Here is a 16394-nt window from a genome sequence, read left to right on the forward strand (position 1 = left end):
CACGGCGATGCCCGTCTGAGAGACCTGACAACCGCCGGCGCGTCCGGCGGTTGTTTTGTGTCTGTTCGTCTACTAGCGTTCTCTGTCGTCAGCTGGAGGGGGTGGTGATGAGAACGGCTCTTGGCGTGATGTTCGCCCTGTCCATGGGGCTGGCGGCGACGGCGGCCGCCGCGCAAGAGGCGCCGCAACCCGCGCCCGCGCAGGCCGAGGCGACGGCCCTTGAGGATGTGGTGGTCACAGGGCGGCTGGAGGAACAGGTCCGGCGCTTCACGGAGGGGGCGTCCAATCCGGTTCCGTCGCGTGGTCTGGCCCGCTGGCGCGGACCGGTCTGCATCGGCGTCTATAATTTCCAGCGCGAGGCCGGCCAGCAGATCGCCGACGGCCTGGTCCAGGCGGGCGAAGCCCTGAACGTGCCGATCAAGGACGGCCCCTGCGATCCCAACATCATGATCATCGGCGCTGTCGATTCCCGCGCGGTCGCCGCGCAGTGGGTCCGACAGGAGTATCGGGAGTTCCGGCCCAATATCGCCCGCGCCGCGCTGTCCCGGGAAAAGCTGGAGTATTTCACCACGGCCGACGTGCCTGTTCGCTGGTGGGCGATCAGCCGCCCGGCGTATTTCGACATCTTCACCGGCGGACGCGTCCTCACGAATGGACCAGGAAGGGCGCCGATCCAGATCCGCACCGCCATGAACCGCGACCTGCACACTCGCGATGACCTTCAGCGGCTGATCATCATCCTGGACGCCGACAGGGTGGCCAATGTCAGCGCCGAGAACCTCATCGCCTATCTGACGATGATCAGCTTCACCCAGATCGACATGCAGGCTGAGCTGGGCGACTTCTCGACCATCCTCAACCTGTTCCGGACGGGTCATGTCGCCAGTGGCCTGACGGACTGGGACGAAGCCTATGTCCGGGGCCTCTATGACGTGTCGCGGGACCTTCGGATCGAGCCCGAGCTTCAATCCGCGCGGATGGTCGAACGGCTCCGCACCGTCGCGAGCGCGGAGTAGCCGGAGAGGGTCTATCCTGTGCTATCACGCCGCCATGCAGACTCGAGACAATAGCGGGACCGTTCAGGTCGACGGCGACACCTATCACTGGGAGCTTCGGCGCCAGCCCCGGCCGTTGAACGGCGGCGTCTGGGAAGGCATCGCCGTGACCCTGCGGCTGCAGGACTTCAAGCGCGAGGCCATCGTGCAGTTTCCGCCGCCGCTGCGCCCGAACGGACGCCCGGACACCGAGAAGCAATTCGTGAACACCGACTACGTCCGCAACGCCGTGACGGCGGTGATCGAGGCGGGCTGGGAGCCCACTTCGCGCGGCAAGGCCATGGTCTTCGACGTGGACGGCGAAGGGCGCTGACCCTCAGGGGCGGCCGGTGAAGACCCGGAAGCCCTTCTCTTCGGCGATGGCGATCATCTCGGTGTCGCCCGAGGTGTCGCCGTAGGCGGCGGTCAGGCGGAGGTCGTCGCCGTAAGCTTCGCGCAGGCGGCGGACTTTCTCCTCGCCCCGGCAATTGGGGGTGTCGAAGGCGCCGGTGACGAGATCCTGTGCATCGAAGGTCAGCAGGGTGCCCAGGAGGGCGTCCGCGCCCAGCCGGCGGGCGAAGGGGGCGACCGTGGTCTCGGGGCTGGCGGTCACGATGACGCGATGCGCGCCCCGCGCGCCCCAGTCGTTCCAGACCTTGAGCGCGTCGGGCCGCATGAAGTCCGCCCAGACCCGCTCGGCGAAACGCTCGGCGTCCGCTTCCAGCGCGGCGCGGGGGACGCCCTTCAGGAACTCCCGGACCGAGGCGGCCTTGATCCGTCCCCGGTCGCGATCGCGGGCATAGGTAGCCACGGCGGGCGCCATCTTCACCAGGCCCAGCGCCCAGGCCCCGGGACCGGCGCGCCAGCGCAGGAAGGCGGTGAAGCTGTCGCGGATCGTCAGAGTGCCGTCGAAATCGAACGCGACGACGGGCACGCCTTTTGCAACGGTGTGGCGAAATCCCTTAAGGGTTCCCATGTCAGACATTCGCCGTGATCCCCATCAACAGTGAACGTCCCAAAACCGGCAATGGCCACGCTTTCGCGGGGTTGTGGCGGGCGCGGGGATGGGTGATTGTCAATTTTTGAAGACCTTTGCGCCCAATGTTCGGGAATCAAACGCGGAGGAAGCGCGTTCCGCCTCATATCGGGGTGAACCGCGGGAGTGAGAAGGGTCTATGACCAAGGCAGCCGGCACCGACGCCAAAAGTACGCTCTACTGCTCGTTCTGCGGCAAGAGCCAGCACGAGGTGCGCAAGCTCATCGCCGGCCCGACCGTGTTCATCTGTGATGAATGCGTCGAGCTGTGCATGGACATCATCCGTGAAGAGCACAAAATCTCGTTCTCCAAGGCCAAGGATGGTGTGCCTTCGCCCAAGGAGATCCGTGAGGTCCTGGACGACTATGTGATCGGCCAGAGCCACGCCAAGAAGGTGCTCTCGGTCGCGGTTCACAACCACTACAAGCGCCTGAACCACGCGACGAAGAACAACGACGTCGAACTGGCCAAGTCGAACATCATGCTGATCGGGCCGACCGGCTCCGGCAAGACGCTGCTGGCCCAGACGCTGGCGCGCATCATCGACGTGCCGTTCACGATGGCGGACGCCACCACCCTGACCGAAGCCGGTTACGTGGGCGAAGACGTCGAGAACATCATCCTGAAGCTGCTCCAGGCCTCCGACTACAACGTCGAACGGGCCCAGCGCGGGATCGTCTACATCGATGAAATCGACAAGATTTCGCGCAAGTCGGACAACCCGTCGATCACCCGCGACGTGTCGGGCGAAGGCGTGCAGCAGGCCCTGCTGAAGATCATGGAAGGCACCGTCGCCTCAGTGCCCCCGCAGGGCGGCCGCAAGCATCCGCAGCAGGAGTTCCTGCAGGTCGACACCGCCAACATCCTGTTCATCGTGGGCGGCGCCTTCGCCGGCCTGGAAAAGGTCATCGCGGCGCGGGGCGAGGGGGCCTCGATCGGCTTCGGCGCCAAGGTCAAGGAAATCGACGAGCGCCGCACGGGCGACATCCTCAAGGGCGTCGAGCCGGACGATCTGATGCGTTTCGGCCTGATCCCCGAGTTCATCGGCCGTCTGCCGGTTCTGGCGACGCTTGAAGACCTGGACGAACCGGCGCTGGTCACCATCCTGACCGAGCCGAAGAACGCCCTGGTCAAGCAGTACAAGCGCCTGTTCGAGATGGAGAATGTCGATCTGACCTTCACCGACGACGCCCTGAACGCCGTCGCCAAGAAGGCCATCACCCGCAAGACCGGCGCGCGCGGCCTGCGCTCGATCCTGGAAGGCATCCTGCTGGAGACCATGTTCGAGCTGCCGACCTTCGAGGGCGTCGAGGAAGTCGTCGTCAACGCCGAGGTCATCGAGGGCAAGGCTCAGCCGCTGCTGATCTACGCCGAGACCAAGGGCAAGAAGAGCGCCCAGCCCGACAGCGCCGCCTAACCGGCGACTTTCGGAGCCCAAGACCAGAGGGGCCGCTCGCCGGATTCGGCGGGCGGCCCTTTTCGTCGGGGCGCCGCGGACGAAAACATGTGATCCCTGCGAAACGGTTGCGGGCCGGCCACAGTCCCTCGCGGTCGATCTTGCGGCCCACAGGCCCGCCGGCGCGGGGAGATCGCGCGTCGGGCCTCGGCGCCGCATGAACCTTGCAGCTTGGCCGCGAATGAACGGTCCCCAGTCGCCTGCAGTGGTCACGCTTGAATGGCGCGTCCGCAAAACCACATACTGTCCCGAAGGCCGCCGAATGGCGGGCCGAGTCGAAACGGCGGGGCACAGCGTCCCGACCGCCGGCGCGGCGGGCTCGAGATCAACAAGGGCCCCGGAGTAGCATCATGACCGAGACCAAGACCCTTCCCGTCCTGCCGCTGAGAGACATCGTCGTCTTCCCGCACATGGTCGTGCCCCTGTTCGTGGGACGCGAGAAATCCGTGCGTGCGCTGGATGAGATCATGAAGGGTGAAAAGCAGATCCTGCTGGCCACCCAGAAGAACAGCGTCGACGACGATCCGTCGGCCGACGCCATCTACCCCATCGGCGTGCTCGCAAATGTCCTGCAACTGCTGAAGCTGCCCGACGGCACCGTGAAGGTGCTGGTCGAGGGCAAGGGCCGGGCGCGCCTGACCCGCTTCACGGACCGCACCGAATATTTCGAGGCCGAGGCGGTGGAGATCGCCGACGAAGCGGGCGAGCCCTCGCAGTCCGAAGCCCTGCTGCGCGCGGTGATCGAGCAGTTCGAAAACTATGTGAAGCTGAACAAGAAGGTGCCGCCCGAGGCCCTCAGCTCCATCCCCCAGATCACCGACCCGTCCAAGCTGGCGGACTCGGTGGCGGCTCACCTGTCGGTCAAGATCGGCGACAAGCAGGGTCTGCTGGAGACCGTCGCCGTGCCGCAACGGCTGGAAAAGGTCTACGGCCTGATGGAGGGCGAAATCTCCGTCCTGCAGGTCGAAAAGAAGATCCGCTCGCGCGTGAAGCGCCAGATGGAGAAGACCCAGCGCGAGTACTATCTGAACGAGCAGATGAAGGCGATCCAGCGCGAGCTGGGCGAGACCGACGACCAGCGCGACGAAATCCTCGAGCTGGAGAAGCGGATCCGCAAGACCCGCCTGTCCAAGGAAGCGCGGACCAAGGCCGAGGCCGAGGTCAAGAAGCTGCGCAACATGAGCCCGATGTCGGCCGAGTCCACGGTGGTGCGGAACTACCTCGACTGGCTGCTGTCGATCCCGTGGGGCAAGGCCAAGCAGAAGCCGATCGACCTGCAGAAGGCCGAGGACATCCTCGAGGAGGATCACTACGGCCTGGAGAAGGTCAAGGAACGGATCATCGAGTATCTGGCCGTCCAGGCGCGCACCGGTTCGCTGCGCGGCCCGATCCTGTGCCTGGTCGGACCTCCCGGCGTCGGCAAGACCTCGCTGGCCAAGTCGATCGCGAAAGCCACCGGTCGTGAGTACGTCCGCATGTCGCTGGGCGGCGTGCGCGACGAGGCTGAAATCCGCGGCCACCGCCGGACCTACATCGGCTCCATGCCCGGTAAGATCATCCAGTCGATGAAAAAGGCAAAGACCACCAACGCCTTCATCCTGCTGGACGAGATCGACAAGCTGGGCGCGGACTGGCGCGGCGACCCCTCGTCGGCCCTGCTGGAGGTGCTGGATCCGGCCCAGAACTCGACCTTCGGGGACCACTACCTCGAGGTCGACTACGACCTGTCCAACATCATGTTCGTGACCACGGCCAACAGCCTGAACATGCCGCAGCCGCTGATGGACCGGATGGAGATCATCCGGGTGTCCGGCTACACCGAGGACGAGAAGGTCGAGATCGCCAAGCGGCACGTCCTGCCCAAGGTGACCGAGGAGAACGGCCTGAAGCCGGCCGAGTTCATCGTGCCGGAAACGACCATCCGCGACCTGATCCGCTACTACACCCGGGAAGCCGGGGTGCGTTCGCTGGAACGGGCCCTGGGCGGGCTGGCCCGCAAGGCCGTGCGCGAAATGGCCCGGGACAAGGCGCTGACCATCACCGTGGATGACGCCAAGCTGGCTGAATACGCGGGCGTTCGGAAGTTCCGCTACGGCGAGACGGACGAGGAGGATCAGGTCGGCATCGTCACCGGCCTGGCCTGGACCGAGTTCGGCGGCGACATCCTGACCATCGAGGCGATCAAGATGCCGGGCCGCGGCCGCATGACCGTGACCGGCAACCTGAAGGAGGTGATGAAGGAGTCGATCTCCGCCGCCGCCTCCTACGTCCGGGCGCGCTCGCTGGCCTTCGGCGTCAAGCCGCCGGTGTTCGAGAAGACCGACATCCACGTGCACGTGCCGGACGGCGCGACGCCCAAGGACGGTCCCTCGGCGGGTGTGGCCATGACCGTGGCCATGGTCTCGGTCCTGACCGGCATCCCGATCCGCAAGGACATCGCCATGACCGGCGAGATCACCCTGCGCGGCCGGGTCACCGCGATCGGCGGCCTGAAGGAGAAGCTGCTGGCGGCCCTCCGCTCGGGCATCAAGACGGTGCTGATCCCGGAAGAGAACGAGAAGGACCTCGCCGACGTGCCCGACAATGTGAAGGGCGCGCTGGAGATCGTCCCGATCAAGACCGCCGACGAGGCGTTGAAGTGGGCCCTGACCGGCACGCTGACGCCTGTGGAGTGGGACGAGAACGCTGAACCCCTGCCGCCGGCCCAGCCGCCGGCCGACGGGGCCGCGGTGGTGGCGCACTGACGCCGCCGACATGACGACAGGGACGCCGCCCGGATTTTCCGGGCGGCGTTTCTTTTTTCAGACTGAGCCCAGGGGGATGCGATGAGCGACTACGGACAGATCAAGATCGACCTCACGGGGGTGACCGCCACGAGCGACGTGACCCTGAGTTTCCAGATCCACGGTAGCCAGTTCACCTTTGGGGGCCAGCAGGACCTTTCGTTCGCGGGCATCCTCGGCGTCACCGGCATCGTCGTCAGCCCGATGAACGTTCAACTGAATCTGTCCTCGGGAACCACCCTGGGCGGGGTGATCACCCTCTACGCCGTGACGGCCGGAACAGCCGTCGCGCTCACAACCAACGCGGCCGATTTCACAACCAGTTCGTCCAGATCGTTCGATGTCCAGTGGAGCACGAACAGCAGTGAAATTCAGGAAGGCAACCTGATCAGCGGCATGCTGACGCTCGGCGATTTCGGACCGGAATAGGTCCGCGTCGGGCGGCCTTCAGAAGATGAAGCTGTCCTGCTGGATGGCGTTGCCGAGCACGATCAGCAGCAACTCGGCCGCCTCCGGGCCGGCCCCGTCCGGATCGTACATCACGGCCGTCGCGGCGGCCGCTTCCCAGTTCGTCGCCTGCAGGCTCAGCACCCCGCTGCCGAAGGGATCGTCGCCCAACGGCCCCAGGTTGCCCAGGACCGCGCTCACGTCGATCCGGTCGCCTGTTGAATGGTTGAAGTCACGGATGAGGGACGCATCCATGCCGCCGTCGTAGACGAAGAGGTCGGCCCCGGCCCCGCCGGTCATCTCGTCATTGCCCGATCCGCCGATCAGGGTGTCCGATCCATCTCCGCCGAAGAGAAGGTCGTCGCCCGCGCCGCCCAGCAGGACGTCGTCGCCGTCCAATCCGTACAACGCGTCGTTTCCGTCGGCGCCCTGCAGTCTGTTCGCTGCGGCGTTTCCGGTTCCGGTCCCCGACCCGCTCACGAACGTCAGGTTCTCCACATTGTCCCGGAGTGTGTAGCTGGTGAGGAAGGTCTCGACCGTGTCATTCCCCTCGCCGTCGAACTCGACGATCGTGTCGCCGGCTTCCGCGACGACATAGACGTCGTCTCCGAGCCCGCCCTGCAGGGTGTTGGCCAGGCCGAAGCCGCCGCTCAGCCGGTCGTCGCCATCCAGGCCGATGAGGTAGTCGGCGCCGCCGCCGCCGGAAATGCGGTTGTCCGCGGCGTTGCCGATGCCGACGAAGCCCTGGCTGTCGCCGGCGAGGCCGACCGTCAGATTCTCCAGCTGATCAGCCAGACGCCAGTCGCGCAGGCCCACGATCAGGCTGTCGACACCTTCTCCTGGCGCCTCGACGAAGCTGTCGCGGAAGTCGGTCAGCACATAGGTGTCGTCGCCCAACCCGCCGACGAGCGTGTCAGCGCCATCGCGGCCCCCATCCAGGATATCGTCGCCATCACCGCCTGACAGCTGGTCGTCGCCGGCTCCGCCCGTGAGCCTGTCGTCATTTTCCGTGCCGTAGATCGCCAGGTTGTTGACCGCCTGTGTCGTGACCACGGTCAGCGCTTCCAGCCCGCGCCCGTCGATCGTGATCAGGCCGGTCGTCCCCGTGCCGGTCAGGGCGTTGAGGAACACCGTCACATGCGCGACGCCCTGCGGCCCGAATATCAGGTCCAGGTTCTCGACGTTGACGGAATAGTTGAGCGCGAACCGCGGGTCGCCAACGCCGCCGCTGCCCTGTTCCACGACCGTGGTCCCGTTGACGCCGCCGACATGCACGAAATTGCCCGTGAAGGGGGTCAGCCATTGCAGCCGCATGGTGTCGACGCCGCCGCCGCCGTTGACGGTGTCCAGGCCGTGCCCGACGCCGGAGGTATTGTACCAGTAGATCCAGTCGTTCCCGTCGAGGGCGTTGATAACGTCGTTGCCGCCCAGGCCGAAGATGACGTCGTCGGCCGCCGATCCCTCGATCAGTTCGGCCGCGCTGGTTCCGTAATAGGTCGGCATTCTGCTGCTCCAAGCCAGGCGGTGGAGGGTAGGCGCAGCCGGGGCGGTTCCGCCGCTCACGCTTCCGTGAAGCGGGCGGAGGGCCTCCCTGTCGCCGGATCATCCCACCCGCGGCGGGCGCTTCGGATCCGGGCGGTTCGAAGGCGTTCCACGGGCGCATGACGCGAGGCCGTACATCGTGCCGATCTGCGTCTGGGTCCGGCGCAGAACGACCCGGTCGCCGACCCGGCAGTCCCGCCGGACCAGCGCGCGCAAGGTCACCGTGCCGTCGGCGGTTTCGACCAGCATGACGCGGTATGAGCCTTCATCGCGCTCACGCATGCCGAAGGCCTTGGCCACGCCAGGTATCGGCTCAGCCGGTCCGCGGGACTGAAGCGCCCAGAGCATCGTGCAGATCAGCAAGGTCGCGATGGTCCCGATGAACAGAAGGATGAGGGCGAGCGTCAGGGGGGCCTGGTTCAACGCGAGCCAAAGCCGCAACCGCCTCACGCCGTTCACCCCACCTGTGCCCGGTGCCGCAGCATCGCATCGGCCAGCACGCAGGCGGCCATGGCTTCGACGACCGGGACGCCGCGCAGGGCGACGCAGGGGTCGTGGCGGCCCTTGGTGCGCAGGTCGGTCTCGGTCCCGTCGCGAGTGACGGTCTGGCGCAGGGTCAGGATGGAGGAGGTGGGCTTGAAGGCGACGCGCGCCGTCAGCGGTTGTCCGGTCGAGATGCCGCCCAAGACGCCGCCCGCGCGATTGCTCAGGAAGACCGGTCGGCCGTCCTCGCCCAGACGCATCTGGTCGGCGTTCTCCTCACCTGACAGTTCGGCGGCTTCAAAGCCCGCGCCGATCTCGACGCCCTTCACGGCGTTGATCGACATCAGGGCGGCGGCCAGTTCGGCGTCCAGCTTGCCGTAGATCGGCGCGCCCCAGCCGGCGGGGACGCCGGTGACCTCCAGCGCGACCACGGCACCGATGGACGAGCCCGCCTTGCGCACGCCGTCCAGATACGCTTCCCAGGCGGGGACGACCGCGGCGGAGGCGGCGAACAGGGCGTTGTCGTAGACGGCGTCGAAATCGACGGCCTCGGGCGCGATGCGATGCGGACCCAGCTGGACCACGCCGGCGCGGATCTGGACGCCGTCGCCCAGCACCTTGCGGGCGACGGCCCCGGCGGCGACGCGCATGGCGGTCTCGCGGGCCGAGGACCGGCCGCCGCCGCGATGGTCGCGGACGCCGTACTTGGCCTGATAGGCGTAGTCGGCATGGCCGGGGCGGTAGGCGCGGGCGATCTCGCCGTAGTCCTTGGACCGCTGGTCCTCATTGTCGATCAGGATCGAGAGGGGCGTGCCGGTCGTGACCTGGCCCTCGCCGTCATCGAAGACGCCGGACAGGATGCGGGCCGTATCGCTCTCCTGCCGCTGGGTGACGAAGCGGCTGCCCCCGGGCTTGCGCCGGTCTAGCCACGGCTGGAGATCAGCCTCGGTCAGCGGGATGTTGGGCGGGCAACCGTCGACGACGCAGCCGATCGCCGGCCCGTGGCTCTCGCCCCAGGTGGTCACGCGAAACAGATGGCCGAAGGTGTTGTGCGACATCCGTCTGGCTTAAGCCGCCAGGCGGTCCGGCGTCCAGACACGGGTGAAGCGGATCAGCAGGTCTTCCGCCGCAGAGGGGGCGTCTTCGGACGGGGTCAGGGTCACGAACAGATGCCCCTGCGGCCGCGATCCGCGCGCCGGGAGGCCCAATCCCCTCAGGCGCAGGCGCAGCGGTTCCTGGCCCGGCACGATCCAGGCTGAGCGCGGCCCGGCGTGGGTGTCGATCTCCAGCCGCCCGCCATCCTCGACCAGGCGCAGCGGAATGGGCCAGCTCATATAGACGTCGTCGCCGATGACGCTCAGGCCGTCCGCCCCGCGGATCAGCACCGGCAGATACAGGTCCGCGCCGTCCGCCGCGCCGCCCTTGAGCCGCAGATGCTCGCCCGAACGCATCCCGGCGGGCGCCTGGACGCGCAGGGTTCGGTCGCCCGCGTGGACGGTGATGGGTCCGCCGTTGAGAGCGTCCTGGGGCGTGATGGCGATGATGGTCCGGGCGTGCGCAGGGGCTTCCGGCGCGGCGAGAGCGGCCTGTGGAGGGGCGCTCTGCACCAGCCGCCAGGCGGCGATCACCTTTCGGAAGCGCGCCTCGTCACCGCCGGTCTGGTCCGGACGGGCGGCCTTCACCGCCGCGCGGAAGGCGGTGGTCAGCGCCGGACCCTCGGCCGGGCCGGTCAGGCCGAGCAGGGCCCAGGCTTCGCTGAGCGAGGAGACCTCGGAGGAGGGACGAGCGCGCATATACGCACCAAGCCACCAACGTGGTGAAGACCGGCTTAACCGTGACGGCTCTCCCGTTCGGACGCGCGAGGGGCTATCTGGAGGTCATGACCGCACCCGTGATCCCGCCCAGCCCGACCCGCGAAGAATATGCGGACCAGTACGCCGCCGCGCTCGCCGCCAACGGGGACGAGACCATCTTCCAGCGGAGCGAGCCCGTCGGCCTGTTCGTCGAATGGCTGGAGGACGCCAAGCGGTATGAGCCGAACGACGCCAACGCCATGGCGCTGGCCACCGTCGACGCCTCGGGTGATCCCGACGCGCGGATGGTGCTGCTGAAGGATGTCGATGGGCGGGGCTTCACCTTCTATTCCAACCGCGAGAGCGCCAAGGGCGAGGCGCTGGCGGCGCATCCGGCGGCGGGCCTGCTGTTCCACTGGAAATCGCTGCGGCGGCAGGTGCGGGTGCGGGGGCGTATCGAGCCGGTCAGCGCCGCGGAAGCCGACGCCTATTTCGCCAGCCGGGCGCGCGAGAGCCGCATCGGAGCCTGGGCCTCGGACCAGTCACGGCCGCTGGAGAGCCGCGAGGCGCTGGAGCTGGCCGTGGCCCGCGAGACGGCGCGCTTCGAAGGGCAGGACGTGCCCCGGCCCGAACGCTGGACGGGCTGGCGGGTGATCCCGCGGACGGTGGAGTTCTGGCGCGATCGGCCGTTCCGCCTGCATGACCGCCTGCTGTTCACGCGGGACGGGGAGGGCTGGCGGACGTCCCGCCTGCAGCCCTGACGGTCAGGCGCCGTAGCGCGCCATGAAGGTGTCGATGACGTGGGCGACGATCTGGCCGTTGGTTCGGCTTGCCCGGACTTCGTCGCCCGTGACCAGCGGCACGAAGAAGACCGGGTGTTCGATCATCCCCATCAGCTCGCCCGCCGCCCATGAGGCCTTCTCGATGTCCTTCAGGCCGCCGCGAGCCTGATGGTCCTTCAGGATGCCGATCAGGGTGGCGCCGAATTCGGTGCGGCCCTTTTCAAAGAAGCGCATCGCCGTCGCCCGGAAGCGGGGACGCTCGGCCAGGACCAGGCGGAAGATGGAGCGCACGAAGCCGTCGCCCATGAAACAGGCGTAGGCTTCCGCGAAACTGGTCAGCTGCGTGCGGGCGTCGCCGTCGCAGGCGCGGACGCCGGCCATCTGGTAGGCGAACTGGGCCGCAGCGTCGTCGATGACCGCCGAGAACAGCTCCGACTTGCCGGCGAACAGGGCGTAGAGGGTGGCGGTGGAGACCCCGGCCTCGCGGGCGATGGGCTCGATCCGGGTCCCGGCGTAGCCCACGGATATGAAGGCCGCACGCGCATACCTGATGATGGCCTGCCGCTTGGGGTCGTGGAACTGGGTGTCGCCGGAAGGAGGTGGCATGTTGGAATTCATCGCTTGGTGAGCGACAAAGTGACGCTTCCGCGGGCGGACGGCAAGGCCCCTGTCAGGGACCGTCAGGTCCGGACGAACGGCGCCAGCAGGGGGTGGGCCAGGACCGGCGCGGCGAGGCGGACCACAACTTGTGGATCTTCAAGGCGAACCGCAGCGGTTGCATCGGCCACGATGAAGTCGGCGTTGAGCCGCGACGGCTCGGTCAGCCGTTCATGGCCTGGACGGACGGTGCCGAGATACTGGGCGATGACCGACTCGGCTGTCCGTCCGCGTTCGGCCTGATCGCGCAGCAGGCGGCGGATGAAGCGGATGTCTGCGGGGGTGTCGACGAACACCCGGATGTCGAACAGGTCGACCAGTCCCGGCGTGCACAGCACATGGGTGCCTTCCACGATCACGACCTCGGCGGCGGACACCGGCTCGCCGCCCGGCTCGCGGCCATGGTGGATGAAGGAATAGATCGGGGCGGTGATCGCGCGTCCGGCCTTCAGCTCGGACAGGTCGCGGATCATCAGCGCGTGGTCGCGGGCGGCGACGTCGTCGAAGTCGAAGGTGTTCGGGTCGAAGTCCGGAAGGCCGGCGGCGTCCCGGTAGTAGGAATCCTCGCGCAGCAGCACCGCCGCGCCGTCGGGCAGGGCGGCGAGCAGGGCTTCCGCCAGCGTGCTCTTGCCCGAGCCGGAGCCGCCGGTGATCGCGATAAGGATGGCCATGGCGGCCTTCTAGGGCGGGGAAACGGCGGCGGCTAGCCCGGGGGTTCGACGCCGTCGTTGACCCTGCGTCACGTTGCTTATCCCCGGACGCGCCGATAGCGTGGCTTCAAGCGTCCCGGATAGCGGATGCAGAGTGTGAGGGATCGTATGCTTGGTTTGATGCAGGACTGGCCGCTGACGGTCGACAAGATCATTGATCACGCCAACAACTGGCACGGTCATCGGGAGGTCGTGACCCGCTCGGTCGAGGGTCCGATCGTTCGCACCACCTATGCCGAGATCCACGCCCGCGCCCGCCGCGTGACCCGCGTGCTGCAGGACTGGGACGTGAAGGTCGGCGACCGCATCGCCACCCTGGCCTGGAACACCGGCCGCCACATGGAGGTCTGGTACGGCATCATGGGCATGGGGGCGGTGTGCCACACCCTGAACCCGCGCCTGTTCCCCGAACAGCTCGCCTACATCATCAACCACGCCGAGGATAAGATCATCTTCGTCGATCTGACCTTCATCCCCCTGCTAGAGGCCGTGCTGCCGCACTGCCCGAGCGTGGAGCGGGTGGTGGTGCTGACCGACGAGATGACCATGCCGGCGACGAAGCTGCCGGGCGCGGAATGCTACGAAGCCCTGCTGTCGGGCGCATCCGAGAACGTCGTCTGGGGCGACTTCGAGGAAAACACCGCCTGCGGCCTTTGCTACACCTCGGGCACCACCGGCAATCCGAAGGGCGTGCTGTACTCGCATCGCTCGAACTTCATCCACACGCTGCTGGGCATGCAGTCGACCGTGCTGGGGGCGTCGCCGAGCGAGGTCATCCTGCCGGTGGTGCCGATGTTCCACGCCAACGCCTGGGGCATCGCCTTCGCCGGTCCGGCGGGCGGCACCAAGCTGGTCATGCCGGGCGCGCGCATGGACGGCGCGGCCATCTATGAGCTGATCGAAAGCGAGGGCGTGACCTTCTCGGCCGCCGTGCCGACGGTGTGGCAGGGGCTGCTGACCCACCTGCGCGAGAACAATCTGAAGATCCCGACGGTCAAGAAGGTGCTGATCGGGGGCTCGGCCGTGCCGGAAAGCCTGATCCGAGCCTTCCACGACGAGTTCAACATCGAGGTGCTGCAGGGCTGGGGCATGACCGAAACCTCGCCGATCGGCACCCTGTCCAACATGACGCCCGAACTGGCCGCCCTGCCGTACGACGAGCAGATGAAGTGGCGGGTCAAACAGGGCCAGCCGCCGCTGGGCGTCGAACTGAAGCTGAAGAACTACGCCGGTCAGGAAATGCCCCACGACGGGCACACCTACGGCCGGCTGATGATCAAGGGGCCGACCATCGCCGGCGCCTACTTCAAGGGCGAGGGCGGCGAGATCCTCGACAACGAAGGCTATTTCGACACCGGCGACGTCTCGACCATCGACGAGCAGGGCTTCATGCAGATCACCGACCGCGCCAAGGACGTGATCAAGTCCGGCGGCGAATGGATCAGCTCGATCGAGATCGAGAACATCGCCATGGGGCATCCCAAGGTCGAGCTGGCCGCCGTCATCGGCGCGGCTCACCCCAAGTGGGACGAGCGTCCGGTGCTGGTGATCAAGCTGCGGCCCGGCGAGTCCGAGGACAAGCAGGAACACCTCGACTTCCTGCAGGGCAAGATCGCCAAATGGTGGATGCCGGACGACGTGGTCTTTGTGGACGACATCCCGCTGGGCGCCACCGGCAAGATCGACAAGAAGGTCGTGCGCGAGCGGCTGAAGGACTATCGTCTCCCGACCACTGGAGGCTGAGGTCATGGCGCGGGCCGCGATCAAGGGCAGGGGGGCGGTCAACGCCCTGACGGGCCTCGCGGCCGCGACGCCGCTGCTGGTTTTGCTGGCCGCCATTGGCGTACGCGTCGGCTTGCTGCCGATGGGGATCGGCTATGACCTGCTGACCCTGAAGCTGGCGTGGATCCTCTCGTTCGTCGGCGCCGCCGCGGGCGTGCTGGCTGTGATCCTGGCGCTGCGGAACCTCCGCGCCCTGGGCCTTGTCGCGCTGGCGGGGCTGATCATGGGCGTGGGCGCGCTGGGCGTCTTCGTCTGGCAGAAGGGGCGGCTGGCCGCCGGGCCGGTCGAGAACGTCAGCACCAACCTGACCGACATCCCCGGGTTCGGCGACCGGCGCGCGGACCGGCCCGCGGGTCTTGGTCCCGCGGTGGGCGTCGAGGCCTGTCCCGGCGCGGTTCCGGTCATGAGTCAGGTCGCCCCGCAGAACGCCGCCTGGGCCCTGCAGGAGGTCGGTTTCAACCTCGGTCGGGTCGGTGTCGCCCGGGCCGACGGCAGCCGCCGCACGACCTGGTTCGGGGCCGGCTTCGACGCCGTGATCCGCATCCGCCCCGGCCGCACAGACATCCGCGTCGCCGCCCGCGACGGCCGTCCGCGCGGCGGCGAAGCCTGCCGGCTGGTGACCGAGATCAGCGCGGCCCTGCGCGGCATCGACTGATCGGTTCCGCCGTGGCGAGGGCGCCACGTTCGCGGCCGAGCTCGCCCGGACCCGGTTGCCACCGCGACTGTCGCTCGGTACGCCGGATGCGGGAAGAGTTTGGGGGACAACGACTTGACCGACATCATCGCCGAAGGCGCGCCCGAAGAAGGGACGCCCGAGACCCTGACCTTCACCACGACGCTTGAGCCCGGCCGGTTCCTGGGCCTGAGCCTGAAGAACGGTCTGCTGAACCTGATCACCCTGACCCTCTACCGCTTCTGGGGGAAGACCGAGGTCCGTCAGCGGGTCTGGAAGGGCGTCCGGCTGAACGATGAGGCGTTCGAGTACACCGGTCGCGGCGTCGAGCTGTTCATCGGCTTCATCCTGGCGCTGGTCGTGCTGGGCCTGCCGTTCCTCGCGATCGTCTTCGCGGTGCAGTTCCTCGGCCAATGGGTGGTCTTCGCCGCCTACATTCCGATGTACGTCTTCTTCGGATGGCTCTGGGGCTTCGGGACCTATACGGCGTTCCGCTACATGGCGAGCCGGACGACCTGGCGCGGGGTGCGCTTCCAGCTGAAGGGCTCGGCCGCCAACTACGGTCTCTATTTCATCTTCGCCGGCTTCCTGAGCGGCATCACCATGGGCTGGTTCTGGCCCACGGCCGAACGCGCGCTCGCCGAAAAGATCTGGGACGAGGTCCGCTTCGGCGACCGCCGCCTGCGCTTCCGGATGGGACGCGCCCAGAACGAGGGCGTCTACGGTCCCTTCGCCATCGGCTGGGTCGGAAGCCTGGTCGGCTATTTCGTGCTGATCTTCGTCTTCATGGCGGTCGCGATGACGTCCGGCATGTTCGAACAGACCGGCAGCGGCGCTCCGCCGGAAACCGGCGTCGCCTTTGTTCTAATGACCTATGCCGCGATGCTGCTCCTGGCGCCGTTCGCCCTGTTGCTCTGGTCGCCCTATCACGCCGCCATGATGCGCTCGGTCGCGGCGGGGGTGTCGGTGGACGGTGCGACGTTCCGGCTGAACGTCAAGGCGCTGCCCCTGTGGTGGCTGACGGTCACCAACCTGTTCATGCTGCTGATCACCCTCGGGTTCCTGATGCCGTGGGTGCAGGCTCGGACGGCGCGCTTCCTGGTCTCGCGACTGACCTCGGAAGGCACGGCGCGGCTTGATCTGGTGCAGCAGACCGGTCGCGGTCCGGGCAGTGGCGAAGGTCTGGCCGACGCCTTCGGCTTCTCGGCCATCTGAC

At 67.4% G+C, this 16394-nt stretch carries 16 protein-coding genes; 9 read left to right on the forward strand and 7 right to left on the reverse strand.

Annotation, left to right across the window (positions count from 1 at the left end; genetic code table 11):
- The first annotated feature begins 107 nt into the window (after positions 1 to 107).
- Both AC3WRV_RS08280 and AC3WRV_RS08285 read left to right on the forward strand, forming a co-directional pair.
- Positions 108 to 1016 (forward strand): hypothetical protein, encoded by a 909-nt coding sequence (locus tag AC3WRV_RS08280; protein ID WP_492312865.1) that lies wholly within the window; start codon positions 108 to 110, stop codon positions 1014 to 1016.
- Positions 1017 to 1050: 34 nt separating this feature from the next.
- Positions 1051 to 1368, forward strand: a complete 318-nt coding sequence (locus tag AC3WRV_RS08285; protein WP_492312866.1) for a hypothetical protein — start codon at positions 1051 to 1053, stop codon at positions 1366 to 1368.
- A gap of 3 nt (positions 1369 to 1371) precedes the next feature.
- Here AC3WRV_RS08285 and AC3WRV_RS08290 read toward each other — a convergent pair whose 3' ends face one another.
- The gene (locus tag AC3WRV_RS08290; RefSeq protein WP_492312867.1) at positions 1372 to 1968 is read right to left on the reverse strand and encodes an HAD-IB family hydrolase; all 597 of its coding nucleotides are present in this window, start codon (positions 1966 to 1968) and stop codon (positions 1372 to 1374) included.
- Between the two features lie 241 nt (positions 1969 to 2209).
- Here AC3WRV_RS08290 and clpX point away from each other — a divergent pair, with 241 nt between their 5' ends.
- From clpX to AC3WRV_RS08305, 3 genes are all read left to right on the forward strand, one after another.
- The gene (gene clpX, locus AC3WRV_RS08295) at positions 2210 to 3487 is read left to right on the forward strand and encodes an ATP-dependent Clp protease ATP-binding subunit ClpX (protein ID WP_492312868.1); all 1278 of its coding nucleotides are present in this window, start codon (positions 2210 to 2212) and stop codon (positions 3485 to 3487) included.
- A gap of 389 nt (positions 3488 to 3876) precedes the next feature.
- Positions 3877 to 6270 (forward strand): endopeptidase La, encoded by a 2394-nt coding sequence (lon, locus tag AC3WRV_RS08300; RefSeq protein ID WP_492312869.1) that lies wholly within the window; start codon positions 3877 to 3879, stop codon positions 6268 to 6270.
- An 81-nt stretch (positions 6271 to 6351) separates the two neighbouring features.
- Positions 6352 to 6738 carry a hypothetical protein gene (locus AC3WRV_RS08305; RefSeq protein ID WP_492312870.1) on the forward strand — a complete coding sequence of 129 codons (387 nt, stop codon included), beginning with the start codon at positions 6352 to 6354 and terminating at the stop codon, positions 6736 to 6738.
- Positions 6739 to 6756: 18 nt separating this feature from the next.
- On the opposite strand, the gene AC3WRV_RS08310 is transcribed toward AC3WRV_RS08305, so the two are convergent.
- The 4 genes from AC3WRV_RS08310 to AC3WRV_RS08325 form a co-directional block, all read right to left on the reverse strand.
- Positions 6757 to 8259, reverse strand: coding sequence for a calcium-binding protein (locus AC3WRV_RS08310; protein WP_492312871.1), 1503 nt, complete (start codon positions 8257 to 8259; stop codon positions 6757 to 6759).
- Between the two features lie 99 nt (positions 8260 to 8358).
- Entirely contained in the window at positions 8359 to 8739 is a 381-nt protein-coding gene (locus AC3WRV_RS08315) for a hypothetical protein (protein WP_492312872.1), read from the reverse strand.
- 14 nt (positions 8740 to 8753) lie between these two features.
- Positions 8754 to 9839 carry a chorismate synthase gene (gene aroC, locus AC3WRV_RS08320; RefSeq protein ID WP_492312873.1) on the reverse strand — a complete coding sequence of 362 codons (1086 nt, stop codon included), beginning with the start codon at positions 9837 to 9839 and terminating at the stop codon, positions 8754 to 8756.
- Positions 9840 to 9848: 9 nt separating this feature from the next.
- Positions 9849 to 10574, reverse strand: coding sequence for a DnaJ C-terminal domain-containing protein (locus tag AC3WRV_RS08325; protein WP_492312874.1), 726 nt, complete (start codon positions 10572 to 10574; stop codon positions 9849 to 9851).
- 86 nt (positions 10575 to 10660) lie between these two features.
- Between AC3WRV_RS08325 and pdxH the strand changes: the two genes are divergently transcribed.
- Positions 10661 to 11335, forward strand: a complete 675-nt coding sequence (gene pdxH, locus AC3WRV_RS08330; protein WP_492312875.1) for a pyridoxamine 5'-phosphate oxidase — start codon at positions 10661 to 10663, stop codon at positions 11333 to 11335.
- A 3-nt stretch (positions 11336 to 11338) separates the two neighbouring features.
- On the opposite strand, the gene AC3WRV_RS08335 is transcribed toward pdxH, so the two are convergent.
- Together AC3WRV_RS08335 and udk are read right to left on the reverse strand one after the other, a co-directional pair.
- Positions 11339 to 11962, reverse strand: coding sequence for a TetR/AcrR family transcriptional regulator (locus AC3WRV_RS08335; RefSeq protein ID WP_492312876.1), 624 nt, complete (start codon positions 11960 to 11962; stop codon positions 11339 to 11341).
- A 74-nt stretch (positions 11963 to 12036) separates the two neighbouring features.
- Positions 12037 to 12684 (reverse strand): uridine kinase, encoded by a 648-nt coding sequence (gene udk / locus AC3WRV_RS08340; protein ID WP_492312877.1) that lies wholly within the window; start codon positions 12682 to 12684, stop codon positions 12037 to 12039.
- A gap of 147 nt (positions 12685 to 12831) precedes the next feature.
- Between udk and AC3WRV_RS08345 the strand changes: the two genes are divergently transcribed.
- The 3 genes from AC3WRV_RS08345 to AC3WRV_RS08355 all read left to right on the forward strand — a co-directional run bounded on the left by AC3WRV_RS08345 (position 12832) and on the right by AC3WRV_RS08355 (position 16393).
- A complete protein-coding gene (locus AC3WRV_RS08345) occupies positions 12832 to 14466 on the forward strand; it encodes a long-chain-fatty-acid--CoA ligase (protein WP_291834864.1) in 1635 nt (544 codons plus the stop codon).
- A gap of 4 nt (positions 14467 to 14470) precedes the next feature.
- Entirely contained in the window at positions 14471 to 15160 is a 690-nt protein-coding gene (locus AC3WRV_RS08350; protein ID WP_291834865.1) for a DUF1499 domain-containing protein, read from the forward strand.
- A 114-nt stretch (positions 15161 to 15274) separates the two neighbouring features.
- Complete coding sequence (locus AC3WRV_RS08355; protein ID WP_291834867.1) at positions 15275 to 16393, forward strand: YjgN family protein; 1119 nt, start codon at positions 15275 to 15277, stop codon at positions 16391 to 16393.
- Position 16394 lies beyond the last annotated feature (1 nt).

It is taken from the genome of Brevundimonas sp. EU05-FHT14B11 (assembly GCF_058790835.1).